This window comes from Massilia polaris (assembly GCF_012927275.1).
Classification (GTDB): Bacteria; Pseudomonadota; Gammaproteobacteria; order Burkholderiales; family Burkholderiaceae_D; genus Telluria_A; species Telluria_A polaris.
Window position 1 is genome coordinate 1 of the sequence record NZ_JABBGG010000010.1, and the last position, 19,731, is coordinate 19,731.

The 19,731-nt window shown below is 61.8% G+C and carries 20 protein-coding genes; 18 read left to right on the forward strand and 2 right to left on the reverse strand.

Annotated elements, in window-relative coordinates; all coding sequences use genetic code 11:
- Positions 1 to 143 precede the first annotated feature (143 nt).
- The gene (locus HHL21_RS16655; RefSeq protein ID WP_169467911.1) at positions 144 to 983 is read right to left on the reverse strand and encodes a phytanoyl-CoA dioxygenase family protein; all 840 of its coding nucleotides are present in this window, start codon (positions 981 to 983) and stop codon (positions 144 to 146) included.
- A 139-nt stretch (positions 984 to 1,122) separates the two neighbouring features.
- Between HHL21_RS16655 and ubiE the strand changes: the two genes are divergently transcribed.
- The 5 genes from ubiE (at position 1,123) to HHL21_RS16680 (ending at position 5,770) form a co-directional block, all read left to right on the forward strand.
- On the forward strand, positions 1,123 to 1,857 hold the full coding sequence (ubiE, locus tag HHL21_RS16660) for a bifunctional demethylmenaquinone methyltransferase/2-methoxy-6-polyprenyl-1,4-benzoquinol methylase UbiE (RefSeq protein ID WP_169467913.1): 735 nt from the start codon (positions 1,123 to 1,125) through the stop codon (positions 1,855 to 1,857).
- Between the two features lie 12 nt (positions 1,858 to 1,869).
- A complete protein-coding gene (locus HHL21_RS16665; RefSeq protein ID WP_169467914.1) occupies positions 1,870 to 2,835 on the forward strand; it encodes a Tim44 domain-containing protein in 966 nt (321 codons plus the stop codon).
- Between the two features lie 108 nt (positions 2,836 to 2,943).
- Positions 2,944 to 3,594, forward strand: a complete 651-nt coding sequence (locus tag HHL21_RS16670; RefSeq protein WP_169467916.1) for a ubiquinone biosynthesis accessory factor UbiJ — start codon at positions 2,944 to 2,946, stop codon at positions 3,592 to 3,594.
- 13 nt (positions 3,595 to 3,607) lie between these two features.
- Entirely contained in the window at positions 3,608 to 5,176 is a 1,569-nt protein-coding gene (ubiB, locus tag HHL21_RS16675; protein WP_169467918.1) for a ubiquinone biosynthesis regulatory protein kinase UbiB, read from the forward strand.
- Positions 5,177 to 5,770, forward strand: a complete 594-nt coding sequence (locus HHL21_RS16680) for a methyltransferase (RefSeq protein WP_169467920.1) — start codon at positions 5,177 to 5,179, stop codon at positions 5,768 to 5,770. It abuts the gene before it with no gap.
- Between the two features lie 51 nt (positions 5,771 to 5,821).
- Here the strand turns inward: HHL21_RS16680 and HHL21_RS16685 are convergent, their stop codons facing one another.
- On the reverse strand, positions 5,822 to 6,673 hold the full coding sequence (locus HHL21_RS16685) for a foldase protein PrsA (protein ID WP_229496522.1): 852 nt from the start codon (positions 6,671 to 6,673) through the stop codon (positions 5,822 to 5,824).
- Between the two features lie 170 nt (positions 6,674 to 6,843).
- On the opposite strand from HHL21_RS16685, the gene HHL21_RS16690 reads away from it, so the two are divergent.
- The 13 genes from HHL21_RS16690 (at position 6,844) to HHL21_RS16750 (ending at position 19,731) form a co-directional block, all read left to right on the forward strand.
- Positions 6,844 to 7,134, forward strand: a complete 291-nt coding sequence (locus tag HHL21_RS16690) for an FmdB family zinc ribbon protein (protein WP_169467922.1) — start codon at positions 6,844 to 6,846, stop codon at positions 7,132 to 7,134.
- Between the two features lie 42 nt (positions 7,135 to 7,176).
- Positions 7,177 to 7,782 (forward strand): DUF502 domain-containing protein, encoded by a 606-nt coding sequence (locus tag HHL21_RS16695; protein WP_169467924.1) that lies wholly within the window; start codon positions 7,177 to 7,179, stop codon positions 7,780 to 7,782.
- Positions 7,783 to 7,840: 58 nt separating this feature from the next.
- Positions 7,841 to 9,637 carry an aspartate--tRNA ligase gene (aspS, locus tag HHL21_RS16700; RefSeq protein WP_206085853.1) on the forward strand — a complete coding sequence of 599 codons (1,797 nt, stop codon included), beginning with the start codon at positions 7,841 to 7,843 and terminating at the stop codon, positions 9,635 to 9,637.
- A 100-nt stretch (positions 9,638 to 9,737) separates the two neighbouring features.
- Positions 9,738 to 10,199 (forward strand): dihydroneopterin triphosphate diphosphatase, encoded by a 462-nt coding sequence (gene nudB / locus HHL21_RS16705; RefSeq protein ID WP_169467929.1) that lies wholly within the window; start codon positions 9,738 to 9,740, stop codon positions 10,197 to 10,199.
- Positions 10,200 to 10,208: 9 nt separating this feature from the next.
- Positions 10,209 to 11,474: a hypothetical protein gene (locus tag HHL21_RS16710; RefSeq protein WP_169467931.1), complete on the forward strand. Its 1,266-nt coding sequence runs from the start codon at positions 10,209 to 10,211 to the stop codon at positions 11,472 to 11,474.
- Positions 11,475 to 11,568: 94 nt separating this feature from the next.
- Positions 11,569 to 11,796, forward strand: a complete 228-nt coding sequence (locus HHL21_RS22180; protein WP_370659751.1) for a DUF4160 domain-containing protein — start codon at positions 11,569 to 11,571, stop codon at positions 11,794 to 11,796.
- Complete coding sequence (locus HHL21_RS16720; protein WP_169467935.1) at positions 11,771 to 12,052, forward strand: DUF2442 domain-containing protein; 282 nt, start codon at positions 11,771 to 11,773, stop codon at positions 12,050 to 12,052. The genes HHL21_RS22180 and HHL21_RS16720 overlap by 26 nt, the downstream gene beginning before the upstream one ends.
- A gap of 184 nt (positions 12,053 to 12,236) precedes the next feature.
- Entirely contained in the window at positions 12,237 to 13,061 is an 825-nt protein-coding gene (locus HHL21_RS16725; RefSeq protein ID WP_169467936.1) for an endonuclease/exonuclease/phosphatase family protein, read from the forward strand.
- Positions 13,062 to 13,081: 20 nt separating this feature from the next.
- Positions 13,082 to 14,242, forward strand: a complete 1,161-nt coding sequence (gene clsB, locus HHL21_RS16730) for a cardiolipin synthase ClsB (RefSeq protein WP_169467938.1) — start codon at positions 13,082 to 13,084, stop codon at positions 14,240 to 14,242.
- 6 nt (positions 14,243 to 14,248) lie between these two features.
- Entirely contained in the window at positions 14,249 to 14,623 is a 375-nt protein-coding gene (locus HHL21_RS16735; RefSeq protein ID WP_169467940.1) for an RNA-binding S4 domain-containing protein, read from the forward strand.
- A 193-nt stretch (positions 14,624 to 14,816) separates the two neighbouring features.
- Positions 14,817 to 15,416 carry a TetR/AcrR family transcriptional regulator gene (locus HHL21_RS16740; RefSeq protein ID WP_169468196.1) on the forward strand — a complete coding sequence of 200 codons (600 nt, stop codon included), beginning with the start codon at positions 14,817 to 14,819 and terminating at the stop codon, positions 15,414 to 15,416.
- A 51-nt stretch (positions 15,417 to 15,467) separates the two neighbouring features.
- The gene (locus HHL21_RS16745) at positions 15,468 to 17,258 is read left to right on the forward strand and encodes an acyl-CoA dehydrogenase C-terminal domain-containing protein (RefSeq protein ID WP_169467942.1); all 1,791 of its coding nucleotides are present in this window, start codon (positions 15,468 to 15,470) and stop codon (positions 17,256 to 17,258) included.
- Positions 17,259 to 17,331: 73 nt separating this feature from the next.
- Positions 17,332 to 19,731, forward strand: a complete 2,400-nt coding sequence (locus tag HHL21_RS16750) for a 3-hydroxyacyl-CoA dehydrogenase/enoyl-CoA hydratase family protein (protein ID WP_169468198.1) — start codon at positions 17,332 to 17,334, stop codon at positions 19,729 to 19,731.

Consider the following 19,731-nt stretch of genomic DNA (forward strand, 5'->3'; position numbering starts at 1 on the left):
AGCGCGCAGAATCCATTATGGCCCGAGCGCGACGGTGCTCACAACGAGGCCGGATATACGGAAGCAGTTGCACCTAACAGCCAAAACCGAAATTGATGTTGCAATATCGGAGGAGTCCATATATGGACAAGGTCGGCGGACTTTTACCCCATCTGTCCCATCTTTAGTCCCTCGATTGCGTGTCCCTGCACGATCGGCGCCAGCTTCTCGACCACCCGCCCGGCCAGATGCCGGCGCATCTCGGCGGGCAAACCGTCGTAGTACGCCCGCGTCACCTGTAAGTCATGTTTATCGGCATTCGTCCCATCCGGCGCATCGACGCCCAGCACAAACACCGGTCGTGACTTCTGCGACAGGTTCGCCGTCCCGCGGTGAATGGTCAGCGCCGACCTGGCCGTGATATCGCCCATACGCGCCAGTTTCCGCTGTGCCCGCGCCTCATACCGATCCGTAAGCTCCGGCGCCGGGAACATCAAGTCCCCGCCACTCAGGTCATCCCACTGCGTCCCCGGCGCGATCTCGAACGGCCCCATCTCCTCGGTCACATCCACGGTGGTGATATTGAATGCCAGCGAATTCAACCTGCGTCCGACCAGCGTCGCTTCAGGCGACGGGAAATCCCGGTGCCACGGCTGCTTCATCGCACCCGGTCCCGGGACATCGAACCCAGCCTCGACGATCTTGTAATCCGGCCCCAGAACCGCCGTACATACCGCCACCACCCACGGATGAGTGATGATGTCGACGAACCCGCTCAGCTTCTCTGGATGGATCTCGACGTAGTACCGCGATGGCCCACGGGCAAGTGCACCGCCCGGCTGGCTGAGCGCCTCCTCGAACAGCATGGCGATGTCGTGGCCCAGCCACTGCACCCATTCGCGCGAAAACGCACCCTTGCAGGCAATGAAGCCATCACCGTACAGCCCGCCCATGATGCTGGCCACGTCGAACTTGCTGTCCTGCGGGAAAGTAGAGTTGTTCATAGGGAGTCCCTCGCTTCCAAGCCGAATATTCTGCCACGCATCCGGGGCCGATCCGTTTGAAACTTAAGCGGAACTTAGGCATGCACCCCTCATTGCAGCGCGCTTGTATAATGCGTGGAGATTAATCTTGCCTGTAAATATGACCAACACAACCCACTTCGGCTACAAGACCGTGTCGGAAGACGACAAGGTCCGTGAAGTCGCCAAGGTTTTCCATTCGGTCGCGTCGAAGTATGACGTGATGAATGACCTGATGTCGGGCGGCCTGCACCGCATCTGGAAGACGTTTACGATCGCCAACGCGGCGATCCGTCCCGGCTTCAAGGTGCTCGATATTGCGGGCGGTACCGGCGACTTGTCGAAGGCCTTCGCCAAAAAAGCGGGCCCGACGGGCGAGGTGTGGCACACCGATATCAACGAGTCGATGCTGCGCGTTGGCCGCGACCGGCTCTTGAATAACGGGATCGTCACCCCCACGTTGCTGTGTGATGCCGAAAAACTGCCGTTCCCGGACAACTACTTCGACCGCGTCAGCGTGGCCTTCGGCCTGCGCAACATGACGCACAAGGACCAGGCGCTGAAAGAAATGCAGCGCGTCCTGAAGCCGGGCGGCAAATTGCTGGTGCTGGAGTTTTCGAAAGTGGCGGCGCCGTTGCAGAAGCCGTACGACGTATATTCCTTCTCGGTCCTGCCTTGGCTGGGCCAGAAGATTGCCGGCGATTCAGACAGCTACCGTTACCTGGCTGAATCGATCCGCATGCATCCCGACCAGGAAACACTGAAGTCGATGATGCAGGAAGCCGGGCTGGAACGGGTGGAATACTTCAATCTCACGGCAGGTGTGGCCGCTCTTCACACCGGTATCAAACTTTAGGATGACAAAGCAATGAAAAAACTACTTGTGACCATGATGCTTGCGATCACGGCGATGTCGATGGTTGTCGAGGCGAGTGCGCGTCCAATGGGCGGCAAGAAATCGTTCGGCCGCCAGTCGCCGGCAGCGATGCAGCGCGCTAATACACCTGCGCCAGCGCAGGCGCCAACCGCGGCCCAGCGTCCGGCAGCTGCCGGCGCGGCCGCCGCAGCGCCAGCCGCCGCAGCGGCCAAGGGCGGTATGTGGAAGGGCATGCTGGGCGGTGCACTGCTGGGCCTCGGCCTTGGCGCGCTGCTGTCGAGCATGGGTCTGGGCGGCGCCGCTGCCAGCATGATCTCGACCATCCTGATGGTCGCATTGCTGGCAATGGCTGGCCTGTTCATCTTCCGCATGTTCAAGCGCAAGGACACCCCTGCGAACTCGGCATTCGAAGGCTTCAACAAGCCAGTGGCAGCCGGTGCGGGCGGCGCGACGCCTGAAATCGGTTCCGGCCTGCCACGTTCGGGCTTCCAGCCTGCGGCGCAGCCAACCGCCTTCCAGCCTGCGCAGCAGATGCCTGCCAGCGCCGGCAGCAGCCAGCCGCACGTAACGACCCCGTACGGCGTGCCGTCGGACTTCGACAGCGCGACCTTCCTGCGCCACGCGAAATCGAGCTTCATCCGCATGCAGGCCGCATGGGACAAGGCCGACTTCACCGACCTGCGTGAATTCACCACGCCGGAAGTATACGCAGAGCTGAAGATGCAGATCCAGGAACGCGGCGACGTGGCCGACTTCACCGACGTGGTATCGATCGACGCTGAACTGCTTGGTATCGAAACCACCGCGGCCGACTACCTGGCGAGCGTCAAGTTCGTTGGCAAGATCAAGACCGACCCGACCGCACTGGCCGAGCCGTTCACCGAAGTGTGGAACATGAGCAAGCCGACCGACGGCAGCACCGGTTGGGTCCTCGCAGGTATCCAGCAGCTTTCCTGATTATTATTTAGGAAAGTAATTGTGTGGGCGGAATTAACCCCCGCAAATGGTAAGATCAAGGCCGCCCGCTAACACCGGGCGGTTTTTGTTTTTCAGGCGTACGACATTATGGCGACATCGAATCCGTTCACATCACAGACCGCCTTGACGGCCCCGGTCGTCAAGGCCATCAACCACTTGCTGGCGCAGGAGGCTTGGGCGCGCGACGCGCTCGAGCTGCACGCCGGCAAGGAGGCGCTGATCGACGCCTCCGGCATGGGGCTGCGCATGCGCGTGACGCGCGACGGCATGGTCGAGGCCAGCCGGTCGGAGGAGGCGGCCAACGTCACCATCCGGGTCAAGCTGGCAGACCTGCCGCTGATCGCGCGCAACCGCGAGCGCGCGTTTTCGTACGTGAAGATCGAAGGCGACGCCGAGTTCGCCAACACCATCTCGCAGCTGGCGAAAGGCTTGCGCTGGGAAGCCGAGCACGACATCGAGCGGATGATGGGGCCGGTTGCCGCGACCCGCATCGCCGATGGGGCCCGCTCCGCGTTCGAGCACGTGCGCACGACGCACAAGAAGGTCACTGAAAACCTCGCCGAGTATTTTGTCGAGGAAAACCCGCTGCTGGTGCCGAAAGTGGCGGTGGAAGAATTCACCGACGACGTAACGCGCCTGCGCGACGACGTCGAACGCGCTGCCAAGCGCATCGCGCGACTCGAGCAGAAGCTGGCCGCAAGAAACAACACCCCGGCCAAAAACGCCGGACAAAAATAAACCTGGACCATTGATGATCTTGAAATTCCTGCGCCTCCTTAAAATCATTCGCGTCGCGATCAAATACGGCCTCGATGAAATTGCGTTCTCCGGATTCAAGGTTCCGCGCACGGCCAGGCTGATCAATGCAATGTTCTTCTGGCGCACTATTGCCCAGCCGCGCGGCGTGCGCCTGCGCATGGCGCTGGAAGAACTGGGCCCGATTTTCGTCAAGTTCGGCCAGGTGCTGTCGACCCGGCGCGACCTGATGCCATTCGACATCGCCGATGAGCTGGCGCTGCTGCAAGACCGCGTGCCGCCGTTTCCTTCCGACCTCGCCATTGCCCAGATTACCCGCTCGCTGCGCGCCCACCCGGATCAATTGTTCGCCAGCTTCGAACGCACGCCGGTCGCGTCGGCGTCGATTGCGCAGGTGCACTTCGCGACCTTGAAGAACGGCAAGGAAGTTGCGGTCAAGGTGCTGCGTCCGGGCATGAAGCGCCTGATCGATGAAGACGTCGCCCTGATGCACATCGCGGTCGATTTGTTGTCGCGCGTGTGGGCCGACAGCAAGCGGCTGAAGCCGAAGGAAGTTGTCGCCGAGTTCGACAAGTACCTGCACGACGAGCTCGACCTGATGCGTGAAGCGGCTAACGCCAGCCAGCTGCGCCGCAATTTCTCCAACTCGACCTTGCTGATGGTGCCCGAAATGTACTGGGACTATTGCTCCACCGACGTGATCGTCATGGAGCGTATGCATGGCATTCCCATTTCGCAGATCGACCGCCTCGAGGCCGAGGGCGTGGACCTCAAGAAACTGTCGAGCGATGGCGTCGAAATCTTCTTCACGCAGGTGTTTCGCGATGGCTTCTTCCACGCGGATATGCACCCGGGGAACATCATGGTCTCGATCGACCCGAAGACCTTCGGCCGCTACATCGCGCTCGACTTCGGCATCGTCGGCACGCTGAACGACTTCGACAAGGACTACCTGTCGCAGAACTTCCTGGCGTTCTTCCGGCGCGATTACAAGCGCGTGGCGGAAGCGCACATCGAGTCGGGCTGGGCGCCGCGCGAAACCCGCGTCGACGAACTGGAGTCCGCGGTGCGCGCCTGCTGCGAACCGATCTTCGACCGGCCGCTCAAGGACATCTCGTTCGGCCAGATTTTGCTGCGCCTGTTCCAGACCTCGCGCCGCTTCAACGTCGAAGTCCAGCCGCAGCTGGTGCTGCTGCAAAAGACGCTGCTCAATATCGAAGGCCTCGGGCGCCAGCTCGACCCGGACCTCGACCTGTGGAAGACCGCCAAGCCCTACCTGGAGCGCTGGATGGCCGAGCAGGTGGGCGTGCAAGGCCTGTGGGAGCGCCTGAAGGCCGAAGCGCCGCACTACACGCACATCATCCCGCAGCTGCCACGGCTGCTGCAAAACGCGCTGGTGCGCCAGGCCGAGCCGCGCGGGCCGGACAGCGAGCTGCTGCTGGCGCTCGTGATCGAACAGCGGCGCACCAACCGCATGCTGGCGTTCATGGTTGTATTTGCGGCGACGCTGGGCCTCGGACTGGCGGGCATCCAGCTTTACCTGCGCTTGTACGCGGGGCAGTAAATGCCGGAATTCGACAGCCGCGATCCGCGCACGCCAGCATTCTGGGACGAGCGTTTCGAGCGTGAGTTCACGCCGTGGGACAGGGGCGGGGTGCCGGAGCAGGTGCGCGGATTCGTCGCGACGTCGCAGGCCAGGAACGTGTTGATTCCAGGGTGCGGCGCGGGATATGAACTGGTTTATTTTTCCGAGGCCGGGTGGGACGCGACGGCGCTCGATTTTTCGCCGGCCGCCGTCGAACGGGCGCGCGCGATTACGGGGCAGTGGAGCAGTCGCGTGGTGGAGGCGGACTTCTTCGCTTATGAGCCGGCGGCGGGCCTGGACATGATCTACGAGCGCGCGTTCCTGTGCGCGTTGCCGCGGGCGATGTGGCCGCAGGTGGCCAAGCGCTGGGCGGCACTGCTGCCGTCAGGCGGGCTGCTGGCCGGGTTCTTCTTTTTCGATGACGCGCCAACAGGGCCGCCGTTCGGCATCAGCCGCGACGAGTTGGATCGCTTATTGGGCGGGGATTTTGAATGCGTCGAGGACGCCGGGGTCGCGGATTCCATTCCCGTGTTTGCGGGGAAGGAGCGATGGATGGTGTGGCGGCGTAAATAACGTCGTTCCCGCGGGGCCGCCGAGGCGTACGCGGGAACGACGTTGTTGAGCTTACTTGGCTACGGCAGGTGCTGCAGGCTGGCCAGCGATCTCAATCTTCGCCTTCGTCTTCATGTCGTCGAACAGCTTGGTCAGGTTGGTGCGCTGCACTTGCTGCTTCAGCTGTTCCTTGACTGATTCAAGCGGAGGCGCTTCCGCCTTCTTCGAATCTTCCAGCAAAATCACGTGGTAGCCGAACTGGGTCTTGACCGGCACTTCGGTGAACTTGCCTTTTTCGAGCTTGGCCACAGCCGCGCCGAATTCCGGCACCATGCTGCGCGGGTCGAACCAGCCCAGGTCGCCGCCGTTGACTTTCGAGCCCGGGTCCATCGACTTTTCCTGTGCCATCGCCGCGAACTTGGTCACGTCCTTCTGCAGCTCGGCGACGATCGCCTTTGCTTCAGCTTCTTCCTTGACCAGGATGTGACGCGCCTTGTACTCGCCGGCCAGCGCCGCGACCTTGTCGTACTCCGCCTTCAGCATCTCGTCGGTGACCGGGGTGTTCTTGATGTAGTCGGCGACGAACGCGTTGGCCAGGATCGACTGGCGCACCAGTTCCAGCTGGCGCTGGGTCTCTGGCTGCTTGTCGACGCCTTTCTTGACCGCTTCAGCCGCGACCAGGTGCTGCATCGCCAGGTTCTCGATGATCGCCTTGCGCAGCTCAGGGCTGTCCGGCTGGCCTTGGGCGGTGCGCTCCTTGACCATCAGTTCAACCGTGCTGGCAGGGATCGCCACGCCATTCACCGTCGCCGCGACCGGCTCTTTGCTCGGGGCAGTCTTGATCGCGTCTTTCGAATCACACGCACCCAGGGCCAGCACGGATGCCGCGCCAATGAGCAAAATACGGGACTTCTTCAACATCATTGCATTTCCTTTTTCAGTTCTGGCCCGGCGGATGCAGGGAAGCGCGCATATTACCATTCCGCCACGAAGCCGGACGCGTTGCACGCAGGCAGCCGATCCGCCGACTTTCTGCTGGGAGGAGGGAAAAAGGCATATAATTCAGGGTTTTGACGATTTTTGCGGAGTAATAAATGCCGATTTACGCCTACCGCTGCGATGAATGCGGTTTTGCCAAGGATGTCTTGCAAAAGATCTCTGACCCGGTACTGACCGAGTGTCCGTCCTGCGGCAAGTCAGCCTTCAAGAAGCAATTAACCGCCGCCGGCTTCCAGCTGAAGGGCACTGGCTGGTATGCGACCGACTTCCGCGGAGGCGCTGCGCCGTCCAAGGGAACCGCGACCGGACCTGCCGAACCTGCTGCGCCCGCGGCCGCTCCTGCGCCGGCCACGCCCGCGCCGGCCGCCAAGACCAGTACGGACTGAGAACGGCCGGGCTGCGGCCCGCCCCGATAACTTGAGAGCTTGATGCGTAAATACTTCATTACCGGATTGCTGATTCTGGTCCCGATCGCCATCACGGCGTGGGTCCTGAACGCGGTCATCAGTACCATGGACCAGTCGCTGCTGATCCTGCCGGAACGCTGGCAGCCGCATAACATCGTCGGCTTCGACATCCCGGGCCTTGGCACGATCCTGACCATCGCCATCGTGTTCGTGACCGGCCTGCTGGCCAACAACCTGATCGGCAATTACTTCGTACGCCTGTGGGAACGCCTGCTGCACCGCATTCCCGTGGTCAGCTCGCTGTACGGCAGCGTCAAGCAGGTGTCGGACACGCTGTTCTCGTCGTCCGGCAACGCGTTCCGCAAGGCGGTGCTGATTCCTTACCCGCATGCGGACAGCTATACCATCGCCTTCCTGACCGGCACCCCTGGCGGCGACGTCAAGAACCATTTGCTCGGCGACTTTGTCAGTGTCTATGTGCCGACCACGCCGAACCCGACCTCGGGCTTCTTCCTGATGATGGAACGCAGCAAGGTCGTCGAACTCGACATGAGTGTCGACGCGGCCCTGAAATACATCGTCTCGATGGGCGTCGTCGCCCCCGAGCATTCGCCAACCAAGATCTGAGGCGCGCTTCAGCGCCTCCACCGAATAACCAACCTAGACTGAAAATCCTATGTCCACCATGCGTTCACACTACTGCGGCCTCACCACTGAAGCGCTGCTCGGCCAAACCGTCAGCCTGTGCGGCTGGGTGCATCGTCGCCGCGACCACGGCGGCGTGATCTTCATCGACCTGCGCGACCGTGAAGGCCTGGTGCAGGTAGTCTGCCATCCCGACAATGCCGACGTATTCAAGGCTGCGGAACACGTCCGCAACGAGTACTGCCTGCGCATCACCGGCGTAGTCAACAAGCGCCTCGAAGGCACTGCCAACGCCAACCTGGCGTCGGGCACCATCGAAGTGGTCGCGTCGCAGGTTGAAGTGCTGAACGCGTCGGTGCCGGTGCCGTTCCAGCTCGACGACGACAACCTGTCGGAAACCACCCGCCTGACCCACCGCGTGCTCGACCTGCGCCGTCCGCAAATGCAGAACAACCTGCGCCTGCGTTACAAGGTCACGATGGAAGTGCGCAAGTATCTCGACAACCTGGGCTTCATCGACATCGAAACCCCGATGCTGACCAAGTCGACGCCTGAAGGCGCACGCGACTACCTGGTGCCGTCGCGCGTCAACGCCGGTAACTTCTTCGCGCTGCCGCAGTCGCCGCAGCTGTTCAAGCAGCTGCTGATGGTGTCGAACTTCGACCGCTACTACCAGATCACCAAGTGCTTCCGCGACGAAGACCTGCGCGCCGACCGCCAGCCTGAATTCACCCAGATCGACTGCGAGACCTCGTTCCTGACCGAACAGGAGATCCGCGACCTGTTTGAAGACATGATCCGTATCGTCTTCAAGAACACCCTCGGCATCGAACTGCCAAACCCGTTCCCGGTCATGGACTTCGCTACCGCGATGGGCCTGTACGGTTCGGACAAGCCGGACATGCGCGTCAAGCTCGAATTCACCGACCTGACCGAGATCATGAAGGACGTCGAGTTCAAGGTGTTCTCCGGTGCTGCGAACATGGAAGGCGGCCGCGTGGTCGGCCTGCGCGTACCGCAGGGCGGCGCGATGCCACGTTCGGAGATCGACGCATACACCCAGTTCGTCGCGATCTACGGCGCCAAGGGCCTGGCCTACATCAAGGTCAACGAAAAGGCGAAGGGCCGTGACGGCCTGCAGTCGCCGATCGTCAAGAACCTGTCCGACGAAGCGCTGGCCAAGGTCTTGGCCCTGACCGGCGCCCAGGACGGCGACCTGGTGTTCTTCGGCGCCGACAAGGCGAAGGTCGTCAACGACGCGATCGGCGCGCTGCGCGTCAAGATCGGCCACTCGGACTTCGGCAAGAAGGCCGGCCTGTTCGACGACGCTTGGCGCCCGCTGTGGGTTGTCGATTTCCCGATGTTCGACTACGACGAAGAGTCGGGCCGCTGGACCGCGACCCACCACCCGTTCACCGCGCCAAAAGACGGCCACGAAGACATGCTCGAGACGAATCCGGGCGCGTGCATCGCCAAGGCCTACGACATGGTGCTGAACGGCTGGGAGCTGGGCGGCGGTTCGATCCGTATCCACCGCGAAGAAGTGCAGAGCAAGGTATTCCGCGCGCTGAAGATCGATGCGGAAGAAGCGCAGCTGAAGTTCGGCTTCCTGCTCGACGCGCTGCAATATGGCGCGCCACCGCACGGCGGCCTGGCGTTCGGCCTCGATCGCATCGTGACCATGATGACCGGTTCCGACTCGATCCGCGACGTGATCGCCTTCCCGAAAACCCAGCGCGCGCAGTGCCTGCTGACCAACGCACCTTCCGAGGTCGATGAGAAGCAACTGCGCGAACTGCACATCCGCCTGCGTAATGCAGAGCCGAAGGTAGGGTAAGCCAAGAAGCAAATTGGGTTCCCGTTTTCACGGGAACGACGCGCAGTCGTCGTTCCCGCGCATGCCTCGGCGGCCCCGCGGTAACCCATGCTGAGCAAGCGTGACCACGCCCCACAAAATCCCCGAATCAGTCCTGGTCGTGATCCACACGCCCGACCTGGAAGTACTCCTCATTGAGCGCGCCGACCGTCCAGGCTTCTGGCAATCGGTAACCGGCTCCCTCGACACGCTTGACGAACCGCTGATCGACACCGCCGCGCGCGAGCTGTTCGAAGAAACCGGCATCGTCGCCGACGGCAGCGACATCGTGCTGCGCGACTGGCACCTGTCCAACATCTACGAAATCTACCCGACCTGGCGGCACCGCTACGCGCCCGGCGTCACGCGCAACACCGAGCACGTGTTCAGCGTGTGCGTACCGCGCGATATCCCGATCGTCCTCAGCGACCGCGAGCATCTTCAGTACGCCTGGTTGCCTTTCCTCGAAGCGGCCGACCGCTGCTTTTCGTCGTCCAACGCAGAAGCTATTCTCCAGTTATCGAGGCACGTTCACCCAACTTAAAGGCGTCGCATGAAACAACGCGCGGTAGTGATCCTTCAGATTGCATGCATCCTTCTCACGCTCCATGTGCCGTCCAATGCGCAAGTGTTGTGGGTTGGTGGATCGTACATGGAGCAGCTGCGAAGGGCTGAAGCAGCCCTTCCTTCGCTTGCCGCCGATGCGAACATCCAGCCTCCTGGCAGCGAAACCGGGACGGCCTTGAGAAAAGCGTCGTCTGCCTTTCAGAAGCTCGGTAACTGGCGCGCTTTCGTGGGCGATCACGACGGCGCGATCGCCGCATACGATTTCCAACGCACACGTCCGCCCCATCTCAAAGGCAAGGCCGCGGACCTGCAGGCGATTGACGAGGCCGTCGCTGACGACGCGATCCAGGCGATTGTTGCCGAGGCGCGCACCAAGCGGGTCGTTCTGTTGAATGAGGCGCACAACATATCCATGCATCGCGCGTTCGCGCAAAAATTGGCCGCCGAGCTCCGCAAGATCGGTTACGGCTACCTGGCTGCGGAAACGTTCAGGAACGACGACGGGCCCGTGCCACCTTCAACCTACGTCGGTCTTACCTCAGGCTTCTTCACATTGGATCCAGTATTCGCAGGCTTCGTCAACAGCGCAATAGCGGATGGCTGGAAGCTGGTGTCGTACGAGCACGGCACCCAGGACGTCACCGGGAGCTTCGCGGAACGGATCGCCGCGCGCGAAACGGGGCAGGCAAGGAACTTGGTCGATCGCATCTTCTCCAAAGACAAGGAGGCCAGGGTGCTGATCTTCGTCGGCTACGGCCACTTGTACAAATCGCCGAATGGTGCGGCGCCCGTGATGATGGGCGAACATCTGCGGAGGATGACCGGGCTGGACATGCTGCACGTGGACCAGACGCATTTCTTCGCGCATCCAAAACGGGAGGACGAGAGCCCGCTATATGAGGCACTGCTTGCCAAGGCGTCCGGGAAAAACGCGCCATTCACCCTGCGCGCGAAGGACGGTACCTATCCGATCCTTGAAGGGATGGGCGGCCGGGTCGACATGCAGGTAGTATTCCCCCGCTACGCCATACAGTTCGGCCGGCCGGAATGGCTGGGTACGCTCGCCGGCCGCGCGCCGCGCGATATCCCGCCTGGATTGCTGCCAAAAACAGGACGACGGCTGGTGATGGCGTACCGGAAGTCGGATGGCCCTGACGCTGTGCCTGCTGATAACGTACTCGTCGAGGCGGGCAAACCAGTGCCAAAGCTGATGTTGCCTAAGGGGGAGTTCCGTATCGCGGTAGAGGATTAGGATCTCTTGACGGCAGGCAGACTCGTGGCATTGTGAAGCCTATACGATTCATCATTTCGTGCTCGAATCGGTGGAAATAGTGCCAACGCTGTTAATGCTGCATGGCTATCGCTTTTATTTCTATAGCCATGAGACCGGGGAACCGCCGCACGTCCATGTGGAGCATCAAGGAAAGTCTGCGAAATTCTGGTTGCGCGAGAACACTTGTGCCAGAAGCCGCGGCTATTCCCCTGTTGAATTGCGGAGGATAGGGCGTATCATCGCTAACCATCGGGACGACTTTCAAAGGAAGTGGAATGAGTACTTCAACTCCGATACCTGATGAGCGCGTAAAAGCGGTTGCATTCGACGACGACTCGATCCATGTTGAGCTGATGGATGGACGCCAGGTGAGCGCGCCCTTGGCTTGGTATCCCCGCTTGGCGGCCGCTACGGCTGAGCAATTGGCACAGTGGTCCGTATGCGGCGCCGGGTACGGAATCCATTGGAGCGAGTTGGACGAGGACCTCAGTACGGAGGGATTGCTACGGCAGCAGCCAGCTCCAATGGTACGGGCCGCACAGCGTTCGGACAGATAGCGGACAGGGCCGCACAGAAACTGCGGGAACTGGTGCGCGTGGCACTAAGTGACGGCAGGACGCAACGTTTCCGGTTCGTACAGTCCCACCAGTCTTGATGGCACTCACTAACACGTGGCTGGATGGCCCGCGCACGATTGCCTTGCTCCTGAAAAACACGGACCGATGGGGTTAGAATGTTCCCATGAAGATTCGTGTAGCAACATACAATATCCACAAGGGCGTCTCCTCGATCCGGACCCAGCCACGAGTGCACGCCCTGAAGAAGGCGATCACGCAATTCCATGCCGATGTCGTGTTCTTGCAGGAAGTGCAGGGCCGGCACGACCACCTGACTGCGCGTTACGGTGAGGAAAGCCGCGGCCACCGCAACTGGCCCGCGCGCGCACAGCACGAATTCTTTGCCGGCGATTCCCATCATTGCGCCTACGGCATGAACGCCCTCTACGACCACGGCCACCACGGCAATGCGCTGCTCAGCTCCTTCGAGATCGAAAATTCGCGCAACCACGACGTTTCCGACCACGCCTACGAACAACGCGGCATCCTGCATTGCGTACTCAAGACCGAGAAGGGCCCGGTGCACTGCTATGTGGTCCACCTCGGACTGTTCGAAGCCGGGCGCGGCCGCCAGACCCAGGCGCTGATCGACGCCGTCAAGGAATCGGCGCCGAATGGCGAGCCGGTCATCATCGCGGGCGATTTCAACGACTGGCGCAACACGCTCAGCGACCGCCTGCGCAAGGAACTGGGCGTGGCCGAGGTATTCGACGAACTCAACGGTGGGCGCAAGGCCGAGTCGAAAATCAGCAGGCTGGTCAACAGCTTCGCGCGCCGCGAGCCGGCCATCAGTCCGGCCCGGACTTTCCCGGCCGCACTGCCATGGTTCCGCCTCGACCGCATTTATGTGCGCGGCTTCAAGGTTGAGTCGGCATTAGTGTTGCATGGTACTTTATGGGCAAAGCTGTCGGACCACGCACCAATCGTGGCGGAACTGAAGCTGACCTGAGGCCGGCAACACTACTGAAAATGCGCCCGATACAATTCGTCTCCAATAACGACATTCAACTGCTGGAAAGCGGCCTTGCGCTGTTCCCGGCCATGCTGGCGGCGATCGAATCGGCCCGGCACGACATCTATTTTGAAACCTATATCTGGGCCTGCGACGAGGCCGGCAACGCGGTCCAGGATGCGCTGATCCGCGCCGCCGGGCGTGGCGTCAAGGTGCGCGTGCTGGCCGACTGGTGGGGCACCGGCCACCGCGGCTGTGCGCGCCTTGGCATCGCGTTCGCTGAAGCGGGCGTGCGCTACCGCGTGTTCAATCCCTGGTTCAGGCGCGGCGTCACGCGCACCCATCGCAAGATCGCCGTGATCGACCGCGAGGTCGCATTTGTGGGCGGCATCAACGTCAACGACGACTGGTACTGCGACTACGATCCCGATACACGCCTGCCCGCGCCGCGCTGGGACTTTGCGGCCAAGGTGCGCGGTCCGCTGGTCAGCGCCATCCATTTCGAAATGCAGGTGCAGTGGGCGCGCGTCGGCCGCCTTGGCCTGATCCGGCGTTTCGGCTTGTTCCGCGAAATGCGCAAGCCGCTGCCGATGGATGGCGACAAGCCGATGCAGGCCGCATTTGTCGTGCGCGACAACCTGCGCAACCGCCACACGATCCAGCGCGCCTACCTCCAGGCGATCGGCCGAGCCAAAAAAAGCATCCTGCTCGCGAATCCTTACTTCGCGCCCGGTCACGAGTTCCGCCTGGCGCTGGCGCACGCGGCCCAGCGCGGCGTCGAGGTGCGGCTGCTGATCGGCGTCGGCGAGATCTGGCTGCAGGATATGGTCGCGCGCTCGTTCTACCCGAAGCTGCTGGCCAGCGGCGTGCAGGTGATCGAATACCGCACGACGCAGCTGCATGCCAAGGTGGCGGTGATCGACGACGACTGGTCGACGGTCGGCTCGAGCAACTGCGACGGGCTGTCGCTGTTCCTGAACCAGGAGGCCAATATCGTAGTCAGGGATGTGAAGTTCGCGGCCAGCATGCGCGCGCACATCGAGCGCGGCATGGCCGATGGCGTACTGGTCCACCGCGACGACTTCGCCAACGAAAGCTGGGTGCGGCGAACGGGGTATGGGATCGCCTATCTTTTCTATAAATTGACGATGCGTATCTTCGCAATCGGTTACGCTTGACGACACATGGATAACGTACGAACCGACAAATGGCTGTGGGCGGCGCGCTTCTTCAAAACGCGTTCGCTGGCGACGGACGCGGTGGATACCGGGCGGGTGAAGCTCGACGGCGACCGCATCAAACCGGCCCGCGCGGTGAAGGTGGGGGATAAGCTGGCGATCGATAACGGATCGGATGCGTGGGAAGTGGTGGTGCTTGGGATTTCGGACAAGCGCGGCGCGGCGCCGGTGGCGCGCGCGTTGTACGAGGAGACCGAGGCCAGCATCGTCAAGCGGGAGAATGATTCGCAGGCGCGCAAGATATACCGGGAGCCGGCCAGTACCATCAAGGGGCGGCCGACCAAGCGCGATCGAAGGCAGTTGGGGAAGGCCGGCGAGTAGTGGACACCTCGTTCGGCGGATAAGGGCAAGGCCCGCATCCGCGCGATCCGGCCCGAGGCCATTCCTTGTTCTGGCTCAATAGAACCTGCCCTCTAAAGTTCGTGTTTGACATTTCACTCCCAGTGGATAATAGTACGAGCGTTCGGATTTTTAACCTCTGATGGGTAAATCTATTAATACTTCAGTCAAATTCATGCGCAAGGGCGAACTTACCAGGGCCGCCATCCTTGACGTAGCACTCGACCTCGCCAGCCGCGATGGCCTCGAAGGCATGACCATTGGCTTGCTCGCCGATAAGATGAACATGAGCAAGTCCGGCGTATTCGCGCACTTCGGTTCGCGCGAAGATTTGCAGCTGGAAGTATTGAAGCTGTACCACCACCGCTTCGAGCAGGAAGTCTTCTACCCTGCGCTGAAGGAAGCGCGCGGCATCGCGCGCCTGAAGGCAATGTACACGCGCTGGATCAAGCGCGTCAGCGTCGAAATCGCCTCGGGCTGCATCTACATCAGCGGCGCCGTCGAATACGACGACCGTCCGGGCCCGATCCGCGAGGAGCTGGTGTCGATGGTGCGCTCATGGCAGGGCGCGATGCTGCGTTGCGTCGAGCAGTGCATCGAAGTGGGCGACCTCAAGGCCGGCACCGATGCGCAGCAGATGGTCTACGAGATGTATGGCCTGATCCTGGCCCTGCATCACGATGCGCGCTTCCTGCGCATGCCGGGCAGCGTCGATCGTGCCCGCGCCGGCTTCGAGCGCCTGATCCAGAATTACCAGAATCCGCAAAAAGTTTAAGCGCGCCCCCGCTCGCTCAGTCATTCAATCGTAGTTCGTCAGGAGAAAACCATGGGTCAGTACGTCGCGCCAATTCGGGATATGCAGTTCTTGCTGCACGAGTTCCTCAACGTCACCGACGAATTGAAGCAGATGCCGAAATTCGAAGATGTCGACGCCGACATCATCAACCAGGTGCTGGAAGAAGGCGCCAAGTTCACGCAGGACGTGCTGTTCCCGCTGAACCACTCGGGCGACCGCGAAGGCTGCTCGTTCGACGCCGGCAGCAAGGCCGTGACGACTCCGAAGGGCTTCAAGGAAGCGTACAAGAAGTACGTCGAAGGCGGCTGGGCTGCGCTGGCATGCGATCCTGAATACGGCGGCCAGGGCCTGCCTATCGTGTTGAACAACTCGTTCTACGAGATGCTCAACTCCTCCAACCAGGCATGGTCGATGTACCCGGGCCTGTCGCACGGCGCCTACGAGTGCCTGCTGGAGCACGGCACCGACGAACAGAAGAAAACCTACCTGCCGAAGCTGGTCTCGGGCGACTGGACCGGCACCATGTGCCTGACCGAAGCGCACTGCGGCACCGACCTCGGCATGCTGCGCACGAAAGCGCTGCCGAACGCGGACGGTTCGTGGAACATCACCGGTTCGAAGATCTTCATCTCGGCCGGCGAGCACGATATGGCCGAGAACATCCTGCACCTGGTGCTGGCACGCGTGCCGGACGCGCCGGAAGGCTCGAAAGGCATCTCGCTGTTCCTGGTGCCGAAGTTCCTGCCGAACGCTGACGGTACCGTCGGCGAGCGCAACCCGATCGCCTGCGGCGCGATCGAAGAAAAAATGGGCATCCACGGTAACTCGACCTGCCAGATGAACCTGGACGGCGCCAAGGGCTGGATCATCGGCCAGCCGAACAAGGGCCTGAACGCGATGTTCGTGTTCATGAACGCAGCGCGCCTCGGCGTCGGCATGCAGTCGCTCGGCCTGACCGAAGTCGCGTACCAGAACGCGCTGGTGTACGCCAAGGACCGCCTGCAGATGCGCAGCCTGTCCGGTCCTAAAGCCCCTGAGAAACCAGCTGACCCGATCATCGTTCACCCGGACGTTCGCCGCATGCTGCTGACCGCGAAAGCCTACGCAGAAGGCGCGCGCGCCTTCTCGTCGTACGTCGCGCTGCAGATCGACCGCGAACTGAACCACCCTGACGAAGAAGTGCGCAAGGACGCGGCAGACGAAGTCGCGCTGCTGACGCCAGTGATCAAGGCCTTCCTGACCGACAACGCATGGATCGCTACTTCGGAAGCGATGCAGGTTTACGGCGGTCACGGCTACATCGCCGAGTGGGGCATGGAGCAGTACGTGCGCGACGCGCGCATCAACATGATCTACGAAGGCACCAACACGATCCAGTCGCTCGACCTCCTGGGCCGCAAGATCCTGATGGACAACGGCGCCAAGCTGCGCAAGTTCGGCGAGAAGATCAAGGCCTTCGTCGAAGAGAACGGCACCGATGAAGCACTGTCCGAGTTCATCACCCCGCTGGGCGACCTGGGCGACAAGGTCACCAAGCTGACCATGGAAATCGGCATGAAGGCATTCCAGAATCCGGACGAAGTCGGCGCGGCAGCTGTTCCTTACCTGCGGGTTGTCGGTCACCTGGTGTACAGCTACTTCTTCGCGCAGATGGCGAAGATCGCACTGGCCAAGGAAGACTCGGGCGACAACTTCTACAAGGCGAAACTGGCGACCACGCGCTTCTACTTCGCGCGCCTGTACCCGGAAACCGCGATGCTGATTCGCCAGGCCCGTTCCGGCTCGGCCAACCTGATGGCTCTCGACGCAGACCTGTTCTAACCACGCACGCTCGAAACGAAGATACCGTCGTTCCCGCGCATGCGGGAACGAAGGCTCCACTTAGGAATAAATGATGACTAACTTCACCGTTAAAAAAGTAGCCGTGCTTGGCGCCGGCGTGATGGGCGCGCAGATTGCCGCCCACTGCGTGAATGCGAAAGTTCCGGTCGTCCTGTTCGACCTGCCAGGAAAGGAAGGCACGCCGAAGAACGGCATCGTCCTGCGCGCCATCGAGAACCTGAAGAAGCTGTCCCCTGCGCCGTTCGGCGACAAGGAAGACGCAGCCCTGATCCAGGTCGCGAACTACGACGACAACCTCGACCAGCTGGCCGACTGCGACCTGATCATCGAAGCGATCGCCGAGCGCATGGACTGGAAACACGACCTGTACAAGAAGGTCGCTCCGCACATCGGCGCCAACGCGATCTTCGCATCGAACACCTCGGGCCTGTCGATCAACAAGCTGGCCGAAGGCTTCGACGCAGAACTGAAGGCTCGCTTCTGCGGCGTCCACTTCTTCAACCCACCGCGCTACATGCACCTGGTCGAGCTGATCCCGACCGAAGCGACCCGTCCTGAAATCCTCGACCAGCTCGAGACTTTCTTGACGTCGGTGCTCGGCAAAGGCGTCGTGCGCGCCAAGGACACGCCTAACTTCATCGCCAACCGTGTCGGCATTTTCGGCATGCTGGCCACCATCCACGAAGCCGAGAAGTTCGGCCTGTCGGTGGACGTGGTCGACGACCTGACCGGCGCCAAGCTTGGCCGCGCCAAGTCCGGCACCTTCCGCACCGCGGACGTGGTCGGCCTGGACACGATGGGCCACGTCATCAAGACCATGCAGGACAACCTGGCCGACGACCCGTTCTTCGCGCTCTACAAGACGCCTGACGTACTGGCCAAGCTGGTCGAAAAAGGCGCGCTGGGCCAGAAGACCGGCGCAGGCTTCTACAAGAAGGTCGGCAAGGACATCCAGCGCCTCGACTTCGCCACCGGCGAATACGTCGCTGGCGGCGCCAAGGCAGCGGACATCATCGGCCGCATCCTGAAAGAGAAAGACCCGGTCAAGAAATTCAAGGCGCTGCGCGAGTCGACCAACCCGCAAGGCCAGTTCCTGTGGGCGATCTTCCGCGACGCGTTCCACTACATTGCCTACCACCTCGACACCATCGCCGACAACGCGCGCGACATCGACTTCGCGATGCGCTGGGGCTTCGGCTGGAGCGTCGGCCCGTTCGAAACGTGGCAGGCCGCCGGCTGGACCCAGATCGCTGAATGGGTCAAGCAGGACATCGACGAAGGCAAGGCGCTGACCAATGCACCGCTGCCAGCATGGGTGTTCGAAGGCCAGGTCGCGGAGAAGGGCGTGCACACCGCTGAAGGTTCGTACTCCGCGAAGTCGAACAGCTACGTACCGCGTTCGACGCTGGACGTCTACAAGCGCCAGGAATTCCGCGCGCCAGTGGTCGGCACCGGCGGCCTTGATGCCAAGACTGCTGGCACCACTGTGTTCGAAGACGAATCCGTGCGCCTGTGGCACTCGGGCGACGAAGTGCTGGTCCTGTCGCTCAAGACCAAGATGCACGTCATCGGCGGCGGCGTCATCAAAGGCCTGCAGCGCGGCCTGGAAGAAGCTGAAAAAGGCTACAAGGGCCTGGTCATCTGGAACACCGATGCAGCCGACGGCGGCGCATTCTCGGCGGGCGCCGACCTGCAGGAATCGCTCCCGCTGTTCATGCAAGGCGGCGCCAAGGCGCTCGGCCCGATCGTGGCCGAACTGCAGAACACCTTCATGAAGCTGAAGTACTCGAACGTCCCTGTCGTGGCTGCGGTTGCTGGCCTGGCACTGGGCGGCGGCTGCGAAATGGCGCTGCACGCATCGAAGCGCGTCGCCTCGATCGAGTCGTACATCGGCCTGGTGGAAGTAGGCGTCGGTCTGATTCCTGCCGGCGGCGGCCTGAAAGAAGCGGCAGTGCGCGCAGCGCGTGACGCCAAGGGCAACGACATCCTGCAATTCCTGAAGAACGGCTTCACCAACGCGGCGATGGCCAACGTGTCGAAGTCGGCGCTGGAAGCGAAGGCGATGGGCTACCTGAAGGACGACGACATCATCGTCTTCAACCCGTACGAACTGCTGCACGTGGCGAAGGTCACCGCGCGCTCGATGTTCGACGCAGGCTACCGCGCGCCGATCCAGCGCATGGTGCCGGTCACCGGCCGCTACGGCTGGGCGACGATCCGCGGCCAGCTGGTCAACATGCGCGACGGCGGCTTCATCTCCGCGCACGACTTCAAGCTGGCGGACATGATCGCCGAGATCGTGAGCGGCGGCGACATCGACCAGGGCAGCATGGTCAGCGAGCAGTGGCTGCTCGACATGGAGCGCAAGGCATTCCTTGAACTGCTGAACAACCCGAAATCGCAGGAACGGATCATGGGCATGCTTCAGACTGGCAAACCGGTCCGCAATTGA